Raw genomic sequence first — 19482 nt, 5'->3', positions numbered from 1 at the left:
CGGTCCGGACAGCTACCGTGTGGGACGTGGGCATCACGGTGGGGTTCGACCTCGACATGACATTGATCGACCCGCGGCCGGGCATGGTCGCGGCGATGAACGCGCTGGGCAAGAAGTCCGGGCTGGCGTTCGACGGGGAGGCGTTCGCCTCGAACCTCGGGCCGCCGCTCGATCAGGCGCTGCGCGACTTCGGCGCGCCCGAGGACCGGATACCCGAGCTGATCTGGCAGTTCCGCGAGCTGTACCCGGAGACGGTCGTGCCGAGCACGGTCGCGCTGCCCGGCGCGGCCGAGGCGCTGGAGGCGGTCCGGGCGGCAGGCGGGCGGACCGTGGTGGTCACCGGGAAGTACGGCCCCAATGCGCAGATGCACCTCGACGCGCTGGGCATGAAGGTCGACGCGCTGGTGGGCGAGCTGTGGTCCACGCAGAAGGCGGCGGCCCTGCTGGAACACGAGGCACGGGCGTACGTCGGCGATCACCTCGGCGACGTGCGGGGCGCGCGAGCGGCCAACGCGATGTCCGTGGCCGTGGCGACCGGGCCGTGCAGCCGCGAGGAATTGGCCGCCGAGGGCGCGGACGTGGTGTTCGACTCGCTGGTCGAGTTCCCCGGGTGGTTCGCCGGGACGTTCGTGGAGACCGCGGTGTAGCCGCTGGTCAGCCGTGCTTTCCGGCGCGGGCTTCCTGGATCAGGGCGATCAGCCCGAGCAGGAGGCCGAGCGGGGTGATCACGCCGGCGGCCGCGCTGAGCCACACCGGCAGGTTCTCGAGTCCGGCGGCGAACAGCACGAACACTGTCGCCACGGCGAGCATGCCGATGGCGAACAGGCCGATGCCGAGCCGCATGAGGATCGGTTTGCCGGTCTGTTTCGCTGCGTTCTCCATGGGGTGAGAGTAACGGGACTATCCGCTTCTCCCCAGCGCCTGTGGCGAGATACGCTTATCGGACGCGCGCCTCGAGATCGCTCGGGGCGCGTTCGTCGTGACCTGCACAGCAGAAGGACTGGTGAGGGAAGTGCCGACCGGCAAGGTCAAGTGGTACGACGCGGAGAAGGGGTTCGGCTTCGTCACGCAAGACGGCGGTGCGGACGTCTACATCCGCAAGGCCGCGCTGCCCCACGGCGTGGAGGGCCTGAAAGCCGGGCAGCGGCTCGAGTTCGGCGTGGCCGACGGCAGGCGCGGACCGCAGGCGCTCTCCGTCCGGCTGCTGGACCCGCCGCCGTCGGTCGCCGAGGCGCGCCGCCGACCCGCGGAGGAGCTGCACGGCCTCGTCGAGGACATGATCAAGCTGCTGGAGCTGAAGGTCCAGCCGGACCTGCGGCGCAACCGGTACCCGGATCGCAAGAACACCAAGCAGATCGCGGAGATCATGCGGGCGGTCGCGCGCGACCTCGACCCGTGATCGGCAGCCCCGTCGCCGTGGTGATCCAGGCGTCCGCGAAACGCCGATTCTTCACCGCCTGACTGGTTCTTGGCGTACGTGAGGGGAACCCTGAGGGAATCTGATTCCCTCAGGGTTCCCCTCACGTACGACGGCCTTGGGCCGGCACCAGCCAGGTCCGGGCCTGCGAGGTCCTTCGACCTCGGCAGCCGCGCACGTCGTGGCCGCTCGGCTCAAGCAGGCTGGACCTGCAGCGACCACAGCGCCGTCGTGACGGCTTCCGCGTCGTTCGGGTCGCCGGTGCGGCTGATCACCGACGCCTGCGCGATCTCGACCACCACGATCTGGTCGTCCTTCGCGGGCGGCGTCGCGGTGTAGGCGTAGCGGTCGCGGGAGGTGATGATGTCCTCCTTGAGCGGCTGGGGCTCGCCCTTGCCGTTCACGTACTGCACGGTGACCTTCCACGGCGTCTCGGCGATTTCCTTCGGCACCGAGATCTGCACCGAGCGGCCCGGCCGCACCTTGAGCTTGCCGGTCGCGCCGGGGTTGGCCGCGCAGACGCCGGACTTGATGTCGCAGTTGCCGATCGGGGCGACGTTGATCGTGTGCCCGTCGGCGTAGAAAGTCACCTCGGCCGGGCCCGGCGCGGAACAGCCGGCCACCGCGAAACCACCGGCCGCGAGCACGGCCACCACCCGGGAACGTCGCATGGCCCGAGATTACCGGCGGCCTCGCGCGGGCCCCGGGGCGGGGAAGCTGCCGGTCGGCTCCGGGCGCAATGGGCGATTTCCGCCGAGGCCGGGCAGCAGCGAACCGCCGCGCTGCACCAGGAACGTCTGCGTCAGGCCGACCGCCAGCAGGAGCGTGACGACCAGGAAGCCGATCCAGTACGTCGGCGGCAGCAGCAGCCCGACCGCGCCGCCCATGCACCACGACAGCTGCAGCACCGTCTCGGAACGCCCGAACGCCGAGGCGCGCGACTGCTCCGGCAGGTCCTCCTGGATCACCGCGTCGAGACTGATCTTCGCCAGTGCGCTGGCGGTCGCGCCGATGAGACCGACGATCGCCGCCGTGGCGAGGCCGGGCAGCAGCGTCGCGATCAGCGTCGTCACGACACACGCCGCCACGCAGGCCACGATCACCTGGTCCGCCGAACCGAAGTGCAGCCGCGAACCCAGTGCGTTGCCGACGAATCCGCCGACGCCCGCCGCCGCGCCGATGATGCCCAGCAACAGCAGCTGGACGAACGGGCTGTGCCCGGCGTGCTCGGTCTGCGCCTTCACCGCGAAGGCGGCGAACATCATCAGGAAGCCGGTCAGCACGCGGACGGAACCGTTGCCCCACAAGGCAACGACGATGTGCCGTCCCATCGGCTGGCGCTGCCGCTTCTGCTTCGGCTCCGGCCGCGCGGACAGCGACGTCGGAACCTCGCCCTCGGTCACCTCGACCCACGACGGGATCCGCATCGACTGCACGGCCGCGGCCACGCAGATCACCGCGGTGAACCACAGTGCGCCCGAGGAGTTGGAGAGGCTGCTCACCCCGCTGGCCAGCGCGCCGAACACGCCGCCCGCGATCAGGCCGAACACGGTGATCCGCGCGTTGGTCTTCGACAGCGTGATCTCCGGCGGCACCACGCGCGGCGTGACCGCCGCTTTCAGCACGGTGAACGACTTCGACAGCACCATCATCCCGAGCGCCGCCGGGTACAGCAGCCAGTCGTCGAAGTGCAGCGCCATCACCACGGCCATCAGGCCCTGGCCGATCGACGAGACGCACATCGCGAGCCGGCGGCCGCGCTGGATCCGGTCCAGCGCCGGGCCGATCACCGGTGCGACAAGCGCGAACGGCGCGATCGTGATCAGCAGGTACAGCGCGACCTTGCCCTTGCTCTCGCCGCTGGTCGCGGCGAAGAACAGCGTGTTGGCCAGCGCGATCGCCATCGCCGCGTCGCTCGCGTAGTTCAGCATCACCGCGTACATCAGCGAGGTGAGACCGGACTTGTCCGCGCCGTCTGCCTTGGTGGCGCGCTGGAACGCACCGATCGCCTGTCCGCTCAGCTGACGGCTGCGCAGGGCGGCGACCCGCGTGACGGTGAGCTTCTTCGGCAGCTTCGGGACCGACCCGGCGCCGGGGACGGCGGTGGTGTTGAAGGCCTCGTCCTGCTCGTCTTCGACGCGTGGCTCGCCCGCGTAGCCACCGGTGTCGTAGTGCTCGTAGCCGGCGCTGCCGGGACGGTCGTCGTACGGCCGCGGGTGGACGGGCTCGGTGCGGTGGTCGCGCGGCGGGTACGGCCGGGCACCGCGCGGGGGCGGCGGCGGACGGTGTCCCATCGGGACGGCGCCGGTGGGCGCTTCCTCGGCGTTCGGCGGGAACGGCGGCGCGTCGTCGTAGAACGGGCTGCGCGGCTCTGGCCGGCCGGGATAACCGCGGGGAGGACGCTGATCCACGTGCTCGGGCCGCGGTTCGGCCGGGCGGCCGCGCGGAGGTTCGGGCTGGATGCGCTCTGGACGCGCCCGCGGCGGTTCCGGCGCGTACTCCGGCGGAGCCTGGCGAACGCGCTGGTCAACGGCCTGATCGACCCGGGTCGGCGGGGTGTCGCGCCACGAGCGGGCCTGCGCCGCGCCGGGCTCGGGAGTCCAGCGGCGCTTCTTCTTCCCACGGCCTTTGCCCGACTGCCCGCCGAGGGGGCTGTCGGAACCGGAGCGCGAGCTGAAGAGGGCCACGGTTCAATCCTGCCTCATCGAGGTCACGTACCGCCCGCTCACGTGCCGGTTCGCTGATTTTCCGGGACGAACTTCACGCGGAACGACGTCGGCCACAGCTTTCCGGTCAGCAGGAATTCGTCCGTGCCCGGGATCGCGGCGATGCCGTTCAGCACGTCCTCGCCGGGCCGGGACGGCGTGCGGAGCGTGCCGGCGTCGATCTTCGCGGTGATCCGTCCGGTATTCGCGTCGATGCGCAGAATGGTCCCGGTCTGCCAGACGTTCGCGTAAACGGTGTCGCCGACGCACTCCAGTTCGTTCAGCTGGTCCTGGCCGACGTCGACGGAACCGGTGACCGCAAACGTTTGCGGGTCGCGGAAGGTGAGCATCGACGACCCGTTGCTCATCACCAGCCGCCCGCTGGGCTGGTGGCACAGTCCCCAGCCCTCGCCGTCGTAGTGCACGCGCCGCAGTTCGGCGAGCGTCTGGGAGTCGCGTTCGATCGCGATCCCGTCGCGCCAGGTCAGCTGCCACAGCTTCGGCCCGAGCACGGTGATGCCCTCGGCGAACAGCGGCGACGGCACCGTCACCTGTTTGGCTGGTGTTCCGCCTGCCGGTCCCGCGGTGAGCGCGGACTTGCCTTCGAGCCCGCGGCTCTCGTACAGCGTCGTGCCGGAGTACTCGAGTCCTTCGGTGAAGGCGGTCGAGTCGTGCGGCAGCGTTCCGAGCACCTGGACGGTGAGCTGTTCGGGCTGGGCGGGCGCGGCTTGGGTGCCCGCGCATCCGCCGAGCAGGGCGGCGGCCACCAGGGGCCAGACGATCCGGGTTCGCACGAGGAACAGCCTGGCACGGGCGGCGCGGATGCGTGCGGCACAATTGGGGGTATGACGCTGCTGTTGACCCTGGACGACGGCTCTCTCCACCGGAAGCTCGCGGACGCTGTCGAGGCCGCGCGGGAGGCCGTGCTGGCGGAAGCACCCGCTGACCAGGTCGGCGAGCACGTCGGAGTGGAACGCGAGGACGCGGTCTCCGCGAGCCACCTCTTCGAAGCCTCGGTGCCCGGATACCGTGGCTGGCGCTGGTCGGTCACCGTCGCGGTGGCCGGGCCGGACGAGCCGGTCACGGTGAGCGAACTGGTGCTGCAGCCGGGCCCGGAGGCCCTGGTCGCGCCCGCGTGGGTGCCGTGGGAGCAGCGGGTGCGCGCCGGGGACCTCGGCGTCGGCGACCTGTTCCCCGCGGACAAGGACGACCCGCGCCTCTCGCCTGCGTATCTCCAGTCGGACGACCCGGCCGTCGAGGAAGCGGCGCACGAGGTCGGCCTCGGCCGGGTGCACGTGCTTTCGCGCTACGGCAGGCTCGACGCGGCAGCCCGCTGGCACGGCGGCGAGTTCGGCCCGCGTTCGGACATGGCCCGGAGCGCGCCCGCGACCTGCGGGACCTGTGGGTTCTTCGTGCCGCTGGCGGGGTCGCTGCGCGGCGCCTTCGGGGCGTGCACGAACGACATCGCGCCCGCGGACGGGCACGTCGTGGACGTGGCGTACGGATGCGGCGCGCACTCCGAGGTGCGGGTCGAGGTGACGTCCTCGGTCCCGGTCGCGGAGCTCGTTTACGACGATTCGCTGATCGACTTCACGCCCGCTCCGGAGCCGGCTCCGGAACCGAGCGTCGCCGCGGACCCGGCGGTGGTGGAAGAGGCGGCGGCCGCGGCGGCCGAGGAGACCGCTGAGGTCGCGGCGGTGGAGCCGGAGGCGGCCGCGGAGGTGGCGGTCGAGGAAGCTGCCGTCGAGGTGGCTGCCGAGTCGGCTTCGGACGCGGCTGAGGAGTCTGCGGCGGAGGAGCCGGTCGTCGTCGAGGCTTCGGCGGCGGGCACTGCTGCCGAAGTGGTCGTCGAGGCCGTTGCTCCGGATGCTTCTGATGCGACTTCGGACGAGGACGACTCCGACGGGAGCGATGTCCTCCGGTGAACGAAGTCGCTGGGGGAGCGGCTGATCCTTTCGGGACAGTCCGGCTGCGGGAAGCGGCGCTGAGCGCCTGGCGCGATTCGCCCACCCGCTTCACCGAGGACACCAACTCGGAACGCGACCTGCGCGTCGGCGCTTACCGCGACCGGTTGTTCGTCGAACTCGCGCAGAACGCCGCCGACGCCGCGCAGATCGCGGGCGAACCGGGGCGGATCCGGGCGTCCGTTGTGGACGGTGAACTGCGGTTCGCCAACACCGGCGCGCCGCTGGACACCCGAGGGGTCGAATCGCTGGCGTCGTTGCGGGCGTCGGCCAAGGAAGGGACCGTCGGCCGGTTCGGGGTCGGATTCGCGGCCGTGCTGACCGTCACCGACGAGCCCCGGGTCGTTTCGACCTCGGGCGGGGTCGCGTTTTCCGCGCGGCGCACCCGGGAGGAATCCGGCCGGGACGGCGACGTTCCGGTGCTGCGGCTGCCGTTTCCCGTCACGGAAGAGCCGCCTGCCGGATTCGCCACCGAAGTGCGGTTGCCGCTGAAGGAATCCGGGCAAGGGCTGCTCGACGGTCTGGCGAACGAGATCGAAGACCTCCTGCTGGCCCTGCCGTGGCTCGCCGAGGCCGAAGTAGACGGTCGCAAGTGGACCCGAAGCGGTGACGAGACCGTCGAGATCACTTCGCCGACCGGGCAACGACGGTGGCTGAAGCACGGAGCCTGGGCCGTTCCGGTCGACGCCGACGGTGTCCCGCAGCCGCTCGAAGACGATGTGCTGCACGCGCCGACGCCGACCGACGAAGGCCTTTCGCTCCCGGCTCGGTTGATTGCCGAAGTGCCGCTGGAGCCGTCTCGCCGCCGGATTCTTCCCGGTGCGGAGCTCACTCGCGCACTGGAGAAGGCGGCGAGCGAGTACGTCGAACTGGTCCGGGCGGTCACCGCAGAACACCGGCCGACCTTGGTTCCCGCCGCGGGATTCCCGCTGTCCACTGTGGACTCGCAGCTGAAAGACCTGGTTTACGCCTCGCTCGCGCAGGAACCCTGGCTGGCCACTGTGGACGGTCAGGAAGTCTCCGGACAGCAGGCGCGGGTGCTCGACGTCGACGGGCTGGCTCCGCTGCTGGCCGACGTCATTCCTGGCTTGGTGCAAGCGAATCCCCGGCTGATCAAGCCGGTCTCCGCGCACATCCTCGGCATCGGCGACGTCCTCGAAGTCCTGACTGGGATCGATCGCGAACCCGGCTGGTGGCAGAAGCTGTACGCGGAGCTGGCGGTCGCGGTCGAGAGCCACGCGCTCAGTGCGAATCAGCTCGACGGGCTGCCGGTCCCGCTGTCGGACGGGCGGACGTTGCCGGGCGTCAAGGGCGCGCTGCTCGTCGACGGCAGCAGCGAACTCCGCGAACTTCTGTCCGATGTGGACGTTCCAGGCCTCCGGCTCGTGCACCCAGGCGCGGCGCATCAGTTGCTGGAACTGTTGGGAGCCAAGCACGCGGACGCGCGGCAGCTGCTCGAAGCGGAACAGCTGCAGTACGCGGTCGAGCACAGTGTCGCCGACGTTCAGTCCGGTTTGGACGGAATGAATCTCGCAGGCGCGGTGCTCCGGCTGGTCGCCGATTGCGGCGATCAGGCGCCGGAGTGGATCGGCGCGCTGGCACTGCCCGCGGAGGACGGCTGGCGGCGCGCGGACGAACTGGTGCTGCCGACGTCGCCGTTGCTGGACGTCATCGACCCCGAGGTGTTCGAGCCCGGCGGCGCGCTTTCCGTGCTGGACGAGGAATTCGCCGAGGACTGGCCGACGGGAACCCTCGTCACGGCGAAGGTGGTCGACTCGTTCGCGGTCGTGCTGGACGAGGATCCGCACGAACCCGACCACCACCTGCCGGACGAAGAGCAGTGGTGGGATTCGTTCGAGCAGCCGCCGACGACGGTCGTGTCCATTCGCGACCTCGATCTCGTCGCGGACGACGCCTGGCCGGACGCGCTCCGCCTGATCGCGTCCCGCCCGGAAACGTGGCAGGCACTGCACAGCCCGGACGGCCACGCGGGCTGGTGGCTCGCGCGGTACGCCCTGCTGGCCGGCGAAGCCCCCGGCGCGTGGCGGCTCGCTTCGGCGACCGCGCTGGCGGGCCTGTACGACCCAGTCCCCGACCTCGAGCTGAGCGACGATCTGCTCCGCGCCGTCGGCGTCCGGACCGGACTGGACCTGGAGACCGCGGAAGACGTCACCGACCTGCTCGACCGACTCGGCGACCCGCAACGGACGCCGACCCCGGGCTTGGTCGCCCGCGCACACGCGGCGTTGGTGGCCGCACCGATCGACATCTCCGACGTCGACGCCCCCGCCCGAGTCCGCGCGGCGGACGGGAGCGTCGTCGAGGAAGCCGTGGTGCTGGACGTGCCATGGGTCGCGGCTGCTTTGGACCCGGCGAAGATCCTCGTCGCGCCCGCCGACCCGGAGCGGCTGGCGGAACTCCTCGACGTCCCGGTCGCGAGCAGCCTGAAAGCCGAGGTCGAGAGCACCGGCGAGTACGTCGCGTGGGCCGACCTGCCCGCCCTCGCGCTCGCCGCGGACCAACTCGGCATCACGCTGCCGGACGGCGGGGTGCTGCTGCACGACCCGCTCACGGTGACGATCGAGGGTGCTTCGGCCGAGGTGCCGTGGTGGTCAGACGACCGACTGCACGCGGCGGACACGTCCGAGGGGCTGGCGCGTGCGTTCGCGTGGGCGAGTGATCGGTGGGGCGAGCGTTATCGCATTACGGCGTTGCTGGAAGATCCGGCGCCGCGGACGTTGCTGAACTGACGTCGTGAGTGCCTAGGCCGGTTAGAACCGGCGTAAACGCGCACGAGCTCTAAAGCCGCTGCGCCGACTTGGACCCGCGCCGCGCCGCCGCACGCTGCCAGAAAATAATCCCGAACCCGATGAACCCCAGCGCGATCCCGGCCAGGCACGTCTGCACCCACACACCCCCGCTCGTGAAGAAAAGCACCACGAGCGCGACAAGCCAGAGCGCAGTACCTACGATCACCACCGGCGTCAGGTCGGTGAGCCGCTTCGGCAGGTCCGGCGTGTGCCGCAAGGCAGCCGGAGCGTCCGGTGCACTGGTCGGTTCGTCCACGGTGCCGAGCTTACCCGGACGGAAACAGCGAGACAGGCGGGGAAATGGCGGAGCAGCGCGAGCGGGCGGGGTCCACACTGGACCGCTTCTTCCGGATCAGCGAACGCGGGTCGAGCACCGGGCGGGAGATCCGCGGCGGCGTGGTCACGTTCGTGACGATGGCCTACATCGTGGTCCTCAACCCGCTGATCATCGGCAGTTTCGCGGCCGACACCCCGTCCGCGCACAAGGACGTGCTCGGGCACATCCTCCCGGTGCCGCAGGTCGCGGCGGTGACCGCGCTGGTCGCGGGCGTGCTGACGATCCTGATGGGGCTCGTCGCGAACTATCCGTTCGGCATCGCGACCGGCCTCGGCATCAACAGCCTGCTCGCGGTCACCATCGCGCCGCAGATGAGCTGGCCGGAGGCGATGGGCCTGGTGGTCATCGAGGGCGTGATCATCGTCCTGCTCGTGCTCACCGGCTTCCGCACCGCGGTGTTCCGCGCCGTGCCGCCCGCGCTGAAATCCGCGATCGCGGTCGGCATCGGGCTGTTCATCTGCCTGATCGGCCTGGTCGACGCCGGGTTCGTGCGCAGGTTGCCGGACGACGCGCACACCACGGTGCCGGTCGGGCTCGGCATCGGCGGTTCCATCGCCTCGTGGCCGACCGCGGTGTTCGTCGTCGGCCTGCTGCTCACCGCGGTGCTCGTGGCCAAGAAGGTCAAGGGCGCGATCCTGATCGGCGTGCTCGGGTCGACGGTCCTCGCGATCGTGGTCGAGGCGATCGTGAAGGCCGGACCGTCGAACGGCACCGACCCGAAGGGCTGGAACCTCGGCTACCCGGCGCTGCCGAGCAAGGTCATCGGCCTTCCGGACCTGTCGCTGGTCGGCGACGTGTCGTTCGGCGCGTGGACCCGGCTGCCGATCATCACCGTGGTGCTGCTCGTCTTCACCCTCGTGCTCGCGGACTTCTTCGACGCCATGGGCACGATGACCGGCCTCGGCAAGGAAGCCGGGCTGGTCGGCAAGGACGGGCAGCTGCCGAACGTCGGCAAGGCGCTGTTCGTCGAGGGCCTCGCGGGCGCGGCCGGCGGGTTCGGTTCGGCCAGTTCGAACACGGTGTTCGTGGAATCCGCGTCCGGTATCGCCGAGGGCGCGCGGACCGGTCTGGCGAACGTCGTGACCGGTCTGCTGTTCATCGCCGCGATGTTCCTGACCCCGCTGTACCAGGTCGTGCCGGTCGAGGCGGCGGCTCCGGCGCTGGTCGTGGTCGGCGCGCTGATGATGGCGCAGGTCCGCGACATCGACTTCACCGATTTCAAGATCGCCCTGCCCGCGTTCCTGACCATCGTCGTCATGCCGTTCACGTACTCGATCGCCAACGGCATCGGCGCCGGATTCGTCAGCTACGTCGTGATCCAGGCCGTCACCGGCAAGGCCCGCAAGGTGCATCCGCTGATGTGGGTGATCGCGGTGGCGTTCGTGGCCTACTTCGCCGTCGGGCCGATCCAAGCCGCACTCAGCTGACCGGCGTAAACACCAGCCGCAGGTCGTGAGGTATGCTAACTATATGTCCGGCGACCCGCACGAGCGTTCCCTGGCGAGCCGCTTGCGTCTCGCGGTGGTGCGGCTCAACCGCCGTCTCCGGGCACAGCGGGTGGCTGACGACGTGTCGCTCACGCAGATCGCGGCGTTGTCCACCCTGCACAAGTGCGGCCCGCTGACCCCCGGTCAGCTCGCCGCGAAGGAAGGCGTCCAGCCGCCCTCGATGACGAGGGTCATCGCCGCGCTCGAGGAGATGGGGTTCGTCGAGCGCAGGCCGCACCCGACCGACGGCCGCCAGGCCATCGTCGAGCTGTCCGACGACGGGCTCACGTTCGTGCGCAAGGCCATCTCGGTGCGGGAGGCGTGGCTGGACCGGCAACTGGCCGAACTCGGCGAGGAAGAGCTCGAAGTGCTCTCCCGAGCCGCGGAGATCATCGACAGGATGGCGGGGAACTAGCACAGGTGACCACCACGGGTAGCGAAACAGGATGTCCGGCCCAATCCACTGCTACCCGGGACACGGCACCGCCGCCGTCCAGTTCCGCTCCGCCCGGCCCCTCTTCCGTCCCGGCCGGGAAATCGTCTTCCACCGCGGAATCCCCCGAATCCAAGACCCGCCGCACGATGTTTTCGTCGCTGCGAGTGCGGAACTACCGGCTCTTCTTCAGCGGCCAGGTCATCTCGAACATCGGCACCTGGATGCAGCGCATCGCCCAGGACTGGCTGGTGTTCACGCTGTCCGGCAACGACCCGGTGGCGCTCGGCGTCGCGGTCGCGCTGCAGTTCATCCCGACCGTGCTGCTGTCGCTGTGGGCGGGCGTGCTCGCCGACCGGGTCGACAAGCGCAAGCTGCTGATGCTCATCCAGGCGGCGAACTGCCTGCAGGCCGTGCTGCTCGGTGTGCTCGACCTGACCGGCGTCGCGCAGCTCTGGCACGTCTACCTGCTGTGCGTGATGCTCGGGACGACCTCGGCGATCGAGGTGCCGACGCGCCAGTCGTTCGTCGCCGAGATGGTCGGCCGGGACCAGGTGGCCAACGCGGTCGCGCTCAACTCGTCGATCTTCAACATGGCCCGCATCGTCGGACCGGCCATCGCCGGGTTCGCGATCACCTGGGTCGGCACCGGCTGGTTGTTCATCGCGAACGCGGCGAGCACGCTCGCGGTGATCACCGGGGTCGCGCTGATGAACCCGGCGAAGCTGTTCCGCGGCCCGGCGATCCCGCGCGCCAAGGGCCAGCTCATGGAGGGCCTGCGCTACGTGCGCGGGCGGCCGGACCTGGTGACCGTCATGGTGCTGATGTTCTTCGTCAGCACGTTCGGCATCACCTACTTCACGTCGCTGCCGATCGTCGCCGCGAACGTCTTCCACACCCAGGCTGACGGCTACGGCCTGCTGTCGACGCTCGTCGCGGTCGGCACCTTCACCGGTGCGTTGGCGTCGGCTCGGCGCGGGGTGAAGAGCCGTCCCCGGGTGCGGCTGATGCTGGTGTCGGCGGCGCTGCTCGGGGCGTTCGAGTTCGTCACCGCGTTCATGCCGACGTACCTGGCGTTCGGGATCGGGCTGATCCCGCTCGGGTTCGCCACGATCACCTTCCTGAACACGGCGAACGCGCTGGTGCAGACGTCGGTGTCGCCGGAGATGCGCGGCCGCGTGATGGGCATCTACGTGCTGGTGCTGATCGGCGGCAACCCGATCGGCGGGCCGATGACCGGCTGGATGGCCGACGCGTTCGGCGGGCGGTCGCCGTTCTACATCGGCGGCGCGATTTCGGCGATCGCGGCGGTGGTGTGCGCGGTGGTGCTGATCCGGCGCGGCGGCGTCCGGATGCCCCGGCGGCTCGGCAACGGCCTGCGGATCCTGTCGCGGGAACGGGTCTGACCTGCGGAAATGGCTGTCCGAAGGCAGTGGAGACCGCCGAAAGTCGTCACTCGGGAGGGTGAGACTGAGGTCTCCGGTGGGACGGGCTTGCCTCTGTTGGTGAGGTTAGGCTAACCTCATACATGTCCGCTTCGTGGTGGGAGCGGCAGTCAGTTCGGGAACGGACAGAGCCCCGCGACCTGGGAACCCCGGGACGCGGGGCTCTGTTCATGGTCGGGGCTCTTCCCCGCGAGGGCAAGGCCGTTCACGGGATGAGCGTCAGGACGGGTGCGGGGTCGGGGTCTCCAGCGGATGCTCGCCGGGCCGCATCGGGAGACGGTGCAGCCGCAGGCCGAAGTACACGTGGTAGGCCACTCGCACGGCGTCGTCGTTCGGCAGCAGCACCTCGTGGCGCACGCCGTCGACCGTCTCGATCAGCCGATCGCCGGACAGCGTCACGCGGCCCTGGGCGGTCGGGCGGGAGCACGTGAGGGTCTGCGTGAAGTGCGACTGCGGCGACGTCGACTGCCACCACGCCATCGGCGCGAAGTCCGACAGCTGCCGTGGGCGGCGCTCGAGGCGGTACTCGGGCTTGCCGTCGCGCAGGACGTCCACGTCGCCGTACGGGGCGTCCAGGAGGAGGTACTCGCCCTCTGGATCGCTCTGCGGCTCAACCGCGGACAGCGCGAGCGGCTGCCGGCTGAACTTGCCGAAGCCGACGTCCACCAGATACTGCTCCTCGCCGAGTTGGACGAGGATGGCGGCGTGGTCCAGCGGCGGTCCGGGCACTCCGGCGTCGTTGAAGACGCGAGCCGCGTGCAGCGTCGCGGCGAAGCCCAGCTCTCGCAGCAGGGCGGCGAAAAGACCGTTCAGCTCGTAGCAGAATCCGCCGCGATGGTGGCGCACGAGCTTGTCGAAGAGCGCTTCTTCGGTGAGTTCGATGGGTTCCCCGAGGTGCACGCTGAGGTTCTCGAACGGGACGTGCATCAGGTGCCGCTCCTGCAGCAGGCGCAGCGCGGCCAGGTCGGCCGCCGGAGGCACCGGCAGGTCCAGGCGAGCGAGGTAAGCGTCGACGTCCATGGATTCCACTCTCACACCTCCAGTGCACTCCAGGTCAAGCGAAAAAACGGGGTCCGGCCTGATCGCCAGGCCGGACCCCGGGTGCCGCTGGCCTCAGCTGAGCAGGAGGCCGTTGCCGCCGGCGACGGCGTTGTCGAAGCGCTTGCTGATCTCGGCCCAGTTGAAGATGTTCCACAGGGCGTTGACGTAGTCCGGCTTCACGTTCTTGTAGTCCAGGTAGAACGCGTGCTCCCACACGTCGACCAGCAGGATCGGCACGGTCGGCAGGATCAGGTTGTTGTGGTGGTCGCGCAGCTGCTGGGTGATCAGCGTCTTGCCGATCGGGTCCCACGACAGCGCGCCCCACCCGTTGCCCTGGATCGTGGTCGACACCGCGGTGAACTGGGCCTTGAACTTGTCGAACGAGCCGAACGCCTCGTCGATCGCCGCGGCCAGCTCGCCGGTCGGCTTGTCCCCGCCCTCGGGCGAGAGGATCTTCCACCACACGACGTGGTTGGCGTGCCCGGCCAGGTTGAACGCCAGCGTCGTCTCCAAGCCCACGATCGAGCCGAAGTCGCCCGCCTCCCGCGCGGCGGCGAGCTTGTCCAGCGTGTCGTTCGCGCCCTTGACGTAGGTCGCGTGGTGCTTGCTGTGGTGCAGCTCGTTGATCTCGCCGGAGATGTGCGGCGCGAGGGCACCGTAGTCGTAATCGAGTTCGGGCAGCTCGTACCGGGCCATGGGCCCTCCTTCTGGTCGACGCGCGGTTGTGCTTGGCGGCTTCCCTCGCGGGAGCCTTCTGAAACCGAGCCTCGTACTTCGAGCTAGGTGGAGGTCAATCCGCTGTGACCCGGCTCATGCCGCCGGGTCCCGGTACCGCGCGAGGTCGAGGGCCAGTTCGTCGAACACCGCCACGTTGTGCTCGAACGCGACCACGGATTCGTCGATCACCCGGGCGCGGTCGGCCTCGCTCCACGGCGCCTCGTCGAGCTTCGCGCGGTAGCGGTCGCGGAACGCGGGGGCGCTGCCGATCTCGTCGAAGCGGTAGAAGAGCGTGCCGGCCTCGGCGAGGTCGAACTTCTTCTCCAGCAGCCGCCGGATGATCTGACCGCCCGCGATGTCGCCGAGATAGCGCGTGTAGTGGTGCGCCACGAACCCGCCGGACCAGCGTGCCGCCTCGGCGATCCGCGCGGTGTAGGCCTCGGTCGCGGCGAGCGGGGCGATCTCGGTGCGCCAGCCGGGGCCGACCAGGCGGGCGAGGTCGCGTTCCAGTGCGGGCAGCCGGCGCAGCTCCTCGAACACGAACTCGCCGCCGACCGGGTCGTCGGCCATCGCGTCGCCTGCCCGCTCGATCGCCTCGTAGATGAAGTAGTACTGGGTGGCCAGCGCCGCGTAGCCGTCCAGCGTCAGCTCGCCACCGAGCAGCGCGTTCATATACGTGGAGTGGTTGGCCTTGTCGTGGACCGTCCTCGTGGACGCGCGCAGCTGTCCGGAGAACGGGCTGGCTTCGAGGTCCGCGGTCACCGTCATCAAAGGCCTCCCGACGTTCTTTCTGACAAGCTGTCAGAAAGAACTGTAGGCCACGACCGGTACTTAGGCTACCCTAAAATCAACGGTTTTCACTCGAACCGACCGCTCGCCGGACGAACCGCACGGCGGCCTCGATGGCGTCTTCGAGCTGGTCAGCGGGCACATCGATGACCTGACGGCTGCCAAGCGCGGCGGTGATCATCGGGACCACCACGTCGAGGTCCTGCGCGGGCCAGCTGCCCGCGTCGACTCCGGCGAGCAGTACCGCGCGCAGCTGTTCGATGATCGGGTCGGCGTGCGCGCTGATCCGCTGATACGCCGCGGGCGCGAGCGCGGACTCCAGTGCGGTGCCCGGCGGAAGGTGGTGTTCGGCCAGCACGCGCAGCTGCAGCCGGACGAACGTGGCCAGCTGGGCGACCGGGTCCGGTTCGGCGTCCACTGCCGCGCGCAACCGCTCGACGTACCGCGCGGACTCGTCCTCCACGAACGCGACGAGCAGGCTTTCCTTGTCCGGGAAGTGGTTGTACATCGCGGTGCGGCCGAGCCCGGCCTCCGCGGCGACGCCGGCGAGCGTGATCGCGTCGAACCCGCGCTCGTACAGCTGTGCGCGCACGACGTCGAACACTCGCGACCGCACCTCGCGGCGGTGCGCTTCGAGCGAACCGCCCAGCACCTTCGGCACGCGCGCCACCCCCTTCCCGTGCGAAACACTGTAGGGGACCGCGCGAAAACGGCTCAGTCGTCGAGCGGCCAGGTGTGCACCGGCTCGCCTGCCTCGGAGAGCTCCAGGTACCGCCGCAGCATCCAGTTGAGGGCGGTTTCGCGGTCGGCCCCGCGTTCGTGCGCGCGCAGCACGTAGTCGCGTTGCCAGGCCGCGCCGCTGCGGCGGGCGAGGCAGCGGCGTTCGATGATGCCGAGGTAACGCACGCGGGCTTCGTCGGAGACGTCCGACCGGCGCAGGCCTTCGTGGGCCAGCGGCAGCAGGACGCGCAGGGCCAGTTCGTCCGGCGGGATCCAGCCGATGCCGGGCCAGTACAGCTGCGCGTCGAAACCCTTGCGCGCACCTTCGTACAGGTTTTCTTCCGCTGCCTGGAACGACATCTGCGACCAGACCGGCCGGTCCTGTTCCGCGAGCGCGCGCTGGGCGCCGTAGAAAAACGCCGCGTTGGCGACGATGTCGGCGACCGTCGGACCGGCGGGCAGCACGCGGTTTTCGATGCGCAGGTGCGGCAGGCCGTCGACGACGTCGTACACCGGCCGGTTCCATCGCCAAATCGTTCCGTTGTGCAGCCGCAGTTCGGAAAGTTTTGGCGCCTGGCCGGATTCGAGCGCTTCGATCGGGTCCTCGAGATCGGTCTCCGGCAGCAGTCCCGGGAAATAGCGGACGTTTTCCTCGAACAGGTCGAAGATCGACGTGATCCACCGTTCGCCGAACCACACCCGCGGCCGGACGCCCTGGTTTTTCAGCTCCTCCGGCCGGGTGTCGGTGGCTTGCTGGAACAACGGGATCCGGGTTTCGTGCCACAGTGCCTTGCCCAGCAGGAAAGGAGAGTTCGAGGCGAGCGCGATCTGGACGCCCGCCAGGCATTGCGCGGCGTTCCAATGCGCCGCGAATTCCCCGGGGGCCACCTGCAGATGCAATTGGACTGAAGTACAGGCGGCCTCCGGGAGAATGGACTCCGCGTAGTGCCGCAGCCGCTCCGGCTGGGCCCCGGGCAATGCCGGGCCGTCCATCGCGAGCGCGATCCGTTCGCCGCGGGCGGCGAAGATCTCGTCGTTCAGCGACGTGTAGCGCGTTTTGTGGGACAGCCACTTCTGGTCGAAATGCTCCGCTCCCAGTGTGGGCAGAATGCCGATCATGGCCACCGACGAGCCGGTGTGCGCCGCGCTCTCCTGCGCTTTCGCGAGGTAGGAGTGCAGGTCTTCTTCCAGGTGCAGCGCGGAATCCCCGGCGAGCGGGCGCGGCGGCACGTTCAGCTCCAGGTTGTGCTGGCCGAGTTCGGTGGTGAACGACGCGTCGTCGAGCGCCTCCAGCACGACCGAGTTGGTCATCGACGGGCGCAATTGCCCGTCCACCAGGTTCAGCTCGACTTCGAGCCCGATGTTCTTGCGGGGAAAGGAAAAACTCCCGTCGGTGAGCATCCGGGCCAGGGTGTCCAGGCATCGCTGGACCTTCCGGCGGTACCGTCCGCGATCGAGCCGGCCGGGGTGTGCCGAGAGATCCGTACCCATGGTTCGACGCGCTCCTTGGCTGCTGTCCGCAGTGGTCTGGGCGGCTAGTACGCCAGGCAGACCACCGTCGCACAGCGCCGCGCCATGGGCTAGCGGCCAAACTGGTGCTCTCCGTCACCGGCGGTTGACCCTGCGCGTAACTACGCCGTTTGCCCTAAAGCGCCTCGCACGTTCGGACCAGTGGGCACGGGTTCGGGCGGGTGCGAGACTGTCCGATGTGGCTCAACTGATCTTCACCGAGGACCGGGCGCATCCGGGGCTCGACGACTTCCGCGACCTGTCCACAGCGGACCGTCGGCCGGACCGCCCCGGCGGGCGCGGGCTGGTGATCGCCGAGGGAACCGTCGTGGTCGGGCGGCTGCTTGCTTCGCGCTATCCGGTGCGAGCGCTGCTCGGCGTGGAGCGACGGCTGCGGGAATTGGAAGACGAACTCGCGGGCGTCGACGTGCCCGCGTATGTGACGTCGGCGGAGACGATGGCCGACGTCGTCGGTTTCCACCTCAATCGCGGGGTGCTCGCGGTCGCGGATCGCCCGGAACCGCCGACGGTCTCCCAAATCGTGGACAGCGCACAGGTTTTGGCCGTGCTGGAAGGCGTCGGCGATCACGAGAATCTCGGCGCGCTTTTCCGCAATGCCGCCGCGCTCGGCGTCGGCGGGATATTGCTCGGTCCGGGTTGTTCGGATCCGCTTTACCGGCGCAGTGTGCGCGTTTCGATGGGACACGTGCTGCGCGTCCCGTTCGCGACTTTCGACAGCTGGCCCGGCGGTCTGGATGTGCTGCGGGCACGGGGTTTTACGGTGGCTGCGCTCACTCCGCGCGCGGATTCCGTACCGCTGCGCGGATTGCGCGAGAAAGTGCCGGGTCCGATCGCGCTGCTGCTCGGCGCCGAGGGGCCGGGGCTGACGGACGAGGCGATCGAAGCCGCGGACGTCGCGGTCCGCGTGGAGATGGTGGCCGGGGTCGACTCGCTGAACGTCGCCACGGCCGCGGCGATCGCGTTCCACGAGGTCTCGGCGGGCGTCGCCCCACTAGAGTGACCCCCGGCACGTTTCTTGCGGGGAGGGGCACGATGGAGCTGCGCATCCGCGGCGAGCAGGCGGTGCTCGCCGGGCCGGGCGGCGAGCACGCGCGAGAGGTCGACCCGCGTCGGCTCGCGATCGGTGCCGAGCTGGCGCAAGCCCTGCACGAGTGGGCGCGCGTGGCGTCGGCGGTGGCGCGCTCCGATTCGGACGTCGACGTCGCCGGTTCGGTCGTGTCGCAGCGCGGACGTCAGCTCGCCGCGCGACTGGCCGCGGTGATGGGCACCGAGGTGCGCTTCGTCGACCCGGTGACCGGCGTGGAAACGGTGGTCGAACCGCCTCGGCGGCCGGATCAACCCGCGCGGGCCCGGACTCGGGAAGAGCCGACGCCTTGGCTCACCGGGCTGACCGTGTCGGTGTTCGCGGCCGCGGTGGTGGTCGTGGCGATGCTCGCGCTGGCCACCACACTCGCCCGCGAAACGAGCGTGTGGCTCGCGCTGATCGCGGCGCTGGTGGTGACCGGCGGCGTCGCACCGTCCCTGTGGCTGGGCCGGAAGGTGCCGATCCTGCGCTGGGCGGTGTACGGCGCGGGCGGCGGCTTGGCCCTCGCGTGGATCGGCGTGCTGGCCACGGTGTTCTGACTCGCGGATACTGACGCGATGGCTCCGCTCGACAAGCTGCGCGCCCTCTGTCTCGCCCTGCCCGAAGCCACCGAACGACTCAGCCACGGCGAACCGACGTGGTTCGTCCGCGGCCGCAAGACGTTCGCGATGTTCGCCGACCGGCACCACGACGACAAGCTCGCGTTCTGGTGCCCCGCGCCGCCCGGGGTGCAGGAGGAACTGGTGCGCACCGAGCCGGAGCGGTTTTTCCGGCCGCCCTACGTCGGCGTGCACGGATGGCTCGGCGTGCGGCTCGATGTGGACGTCGACTGGACCGAGGTGGACCAGATCGTGCGCGAGGCGTATCGGCACGTGGCGCCGAAGAAACTGGCCGCGTTGCTGGACGCCTGACCCCGACCGCTGCGCTTCCGCCGCCGTCCGTGAGGGCCACCCTGAGGGAATCGGATTCCCTGTTTTGTCTCGGTTGATCTGTCGCAGGGTTG

The 19482-nt window shown here is 69.9% G+C and carries 20 protein-coding genes; 10 read left to right on the top strand and 10 right to left on the bottom strand.

The window, feature by feature from the left end; genetic code table 11:
• The first annotated feature begins 26 nt into the window (after nt 1-26).
• Nucleotides 27-647 (top strand): HAD family hydrolase, encoded by a 621-nt coding sequence (locus tag EIZ45_RS03345; protein ID WP_043827311.1) that lies wholly within the window; start codon nt 27-29, stop codon nt 645-647.
• 7 nt (nt 648-654) lie between these two features.
• Here the strand turns inward: EIZ45_RS03345 and EIZ45_RS03340 are convergent, their stop codons facing one another.
• A complete protein-coding gene (locus EIZ45_RS03340; protein ID WP_037807785.1) occupies nt 655-882 on the bottom strand; it encodes a hypothetical protein in 228 nt (75 codons plus the stop codon).
• Between the two features lie 130 nt (nt 883-1012).
• On the opposite strand from EIZ45_RS03340, the gene EIZ45_RS03335 reads away from it, so the two are divergent.
• Nucleotides 1013-1399 (top strand): cold-shock protein, encoded by a 387-nt coding sequence (locus EIZ45_RS03335; protein ID WP_037718500.1) that lies wholly within the window; start codon nt 1013-1015, stop codon nt 1397-1399.
• 212 nt (nt 1400-1611) lie between these two features.
• Here EIZ45_RS03335 and EIZ45_RS03330 read toward each other — a convergent pair whose 3' ends face one another.
• Genes EIZ45_RS03330 through EIZ45_RS03320 form a run of 3 tightly spaced genes read right to left on the bottom strand, consistent with a single transcriptional unit; the run spans nt 1612 to nt 4916 of the window.
• Nucleotides 1612-2088, bottom strand: coding sequence for a DUF2771 family protein (locus EIZ45_RS03330; protein ID WP_037807782.1), 477 nt, complete (start codon nt 2086-2088; stop codon nt 1612-1614).
• Nucleotides 2089-2097: 9 nt separating this feature from the next.
• On the bottom strand, nt 2098-4104 hold the full coding sequence (locus tag EIZ45_RS03325; protein WP_134661876.1) for an MFS transporter: 2007 nt from the start codon (nt 4102-4104) through the stop codon (nt 2098-2100).
• Between the two features lie 38 nt (nt 4105-4142).
• Nucleotides 4143-4916, bottom strand: coding sequence for a glutaminyl-peptide cyclotransferase (locus tag EIZ45_RS03320; protein ID WP_134661875.1), 774 nt, complete (start codon nt 4914-4916; stop codon nt 4143-4145).
• Between the two features lie 51 nt (nt 4917-4967).
• Here EIZ45_RS03320 and EIZ45_RS03315 point away from each other — a divergent pair, with 51 nt between their 5' ends.
• Complete coding sequence (locus EIZ45_RS03315) at nt 4968-6047, top strand: DUF3027 domain-containing protein (protein WP_134661874.1); 1080 nt, start codon at nt 4968-4970, stop codon at nt 6045-6047.
• Nucleotides 6044-8836, top strand: coding sequence for a sacsin N-terminal ATP-binding-like domain-containing protein (locus EIZ45_RS03310; protein ID WP_134736024.1), 2793 nt, complete (start codon nt 6044-6046; stop codon nt 8834-8836). The genes EIZ45_RS03315 and EIZ45_RS03310 overlap by 4 nt, the downstream gene beginning before the upstream one ends.
• Nucleotides 8837-8885: 49 nt before the next feature.
• Here EIZ45_RS03310 and EIZ45_RS03305 read toward each other — a convergent pair whose 3' ends face one another.
• Entirely contained in the window at nt 8886-9113 is a 228-nt protein-coding gene (locus tag EIZ45_RS03305; protein WP_043827386.1) for a DUF2530 domain-containing protein, read from the bottom strand.
• An 83-nt stretch (nt 9114-9196) separates the two neighbouring features.
• On the opposite strand from EIZ45_RS03305, the gene EIZ45_RS03300 reads away from it, so the two are divergent.
• The 3 genes from EIZ45_RS03300 to EIZ45_RS03290 all read left to right on the top strand — a co-directional run bounded on the left by EIZ45_RS03300 (nt 9197) and on the right by EIZ45_RS03290 (nt 12559).
• The gene (locus EIZ45_RS03300) at nt 9197-10660 is read left to right on the top strand and encodes an NCS2 family permease (RefSeq protein WP_037807765.1); all 1464 of its coding nucleotides are present in this window, start codon (nt 9197-9199) and stop codon (nt 10658-10660) included.
• A 43-nt stretch (nt 10661-10703) separates the two neighbouring features.
• Nucleotides 10704-11135 (top strand): MarR family winged helix-turn-helix transcriptional regulator, encoded by a 432-nt coding sequence (locus EIZ45_RS03295; RefSeq protein WP_037807762.1) that lies wholly within the window; start codon nt 10704-10706, stop codon nt 11133-11135.
• Between the two features lie 167 nt (nt 11136-11302).
• Nucleotides 11303-12559 carry an MFS transporter gene (locus EIZ45_RS03290; RefSeq protein ID WP_134661872.1) on the top strand — a complete coding sequence of 419 codons (1257 nt, stop codon included), beginning with the start codon at nt 11303-11305 and terminating at the stop codon, nt 12557-12559.
• A 258-nt stretch (nt 12560-12817) separates the two neighbouring features.
• Here EIZ45_RS03290 and EIZ45_RS03285 read toward each other — a convergent pair whose 3' ends face one another.
• The 5 genes from EIZ45_RS03285 to EIZ45_RS03265 form a co-directional block, all read right to left on the bottom strand.
• A complete protein-coding gene (locus EIZ45_RS03285) occupies nt 12818-13618 on the bottom strand; it encodes an arylamine N-acetyltransferase (protein WP_134661871.1) in 801 nt (266 codons plus the stop codon).
• A 93-nt stretch (nt 13619-13711) separates the two neighbouring features.
• Complete coding sequence (locus EIZ45_RS03280; protein ID WP_101439050.1) at nt 13712-14335, bottom strand: superoxide dismutase; 624 nt, start codon at nt 14333-14335, stop codon at nt 13712-13714.
• A gap of 114 nt (nt 14336-14449) precedes the next feature.
• Entirely contained in the window at nt 14450-15124 is a 675-nt protein-coding gene (locus EIZ45_RS03275; protein WP_043830511.1) for a heme oxygenase (biliverdin-producing), read from the bottom strand.
• Between the two features lie 79 nt (nt 15125-15203).
• The gene (locus EIZ45_RS03270) at nt 15204-15806 is read right to left on the bottom strand and encodes a TetR/AcrR family transcriptional regulator (protein WP_134670418.1); all 603 of its coding nucleotides are present in this window, start codon (nt 15804-15806) and stop codon (nt 15204-15206) included.
• A gap of 53 nt (nt 15807-15859) precedes the next feature.
• The gene (locus EIZ45_RS03265; RefSeq protein ID WP_134670416.1) at nt 15860-17356 is read right to left on the bottom strand and encodes a glutamate-cysteine ligase family protein; all 1497 of its coding nucleotides are present in this window, start codon (nt 17354-17356) and stop codon (nt 15860-15862) included.
• Between the two features lie 217 nt (nt 17357-17573).
• On the opposite strand from EIZ45_RS03265, the gene EIZ45_RS03260 reads away from it, so the two are divergent.
• The 3 genes from EIZ45_RS03260 to EIZ45_RS03250 are packed head-to-tail and all read left to right on the top strand — an operon-like array spanning nt 17574 to nt 19390.
• Nucleotides 17574-18395, top strand: coding sequence for an RNA methyltransferase (locus EIZ45_RS03260; RefSeq protein WP_037819964.1), 822 nt, complete (start codon nt 17574-17576; stop codon nt 18393-18395).
• A gap of 32 nt (nt 18396-18427) precedes the next feature.
• Nucleotides 18428-19018, top strand: a complete 591-nt coding sequence (locus EIZ45_RS03255) for a DUF2537 domain-containing protein (protein WP_037819961.1) — start codon at nt 18428-18430, stop codon at nt 19016-19018.
• An 18-nt stretch (nt 19019-19036) separates the two neighbouring features.
• Nucleotides 19037-19390, top strand: a complete 354-nt coding sequence (locus EIZ45_RS03250) for an MmcQ/YjbR family DNA-binding protein (RefSeq protein ID WP_037819959.1) — start codon at nt 19037-19039, stop codon at nt 19388-19390.
• Nucleotides 19391-19482 lie beyond the last annotated feature (92 nt).

Source organism: Amycolatopsis sp. CFH S0740 (assembly GCF_004522315.1).
Lineage (GTDB): Bacteria > Actinomycetota > Actinomycetes > Mycobacteriales > Pseudonocardiaceae > Amycolatopsis > Amycolatopsis nivea.
Note: the sequence above shows the minus strand (reverse complement) of the source record. Positions and strands in the feature narration are given on the sequence as shown.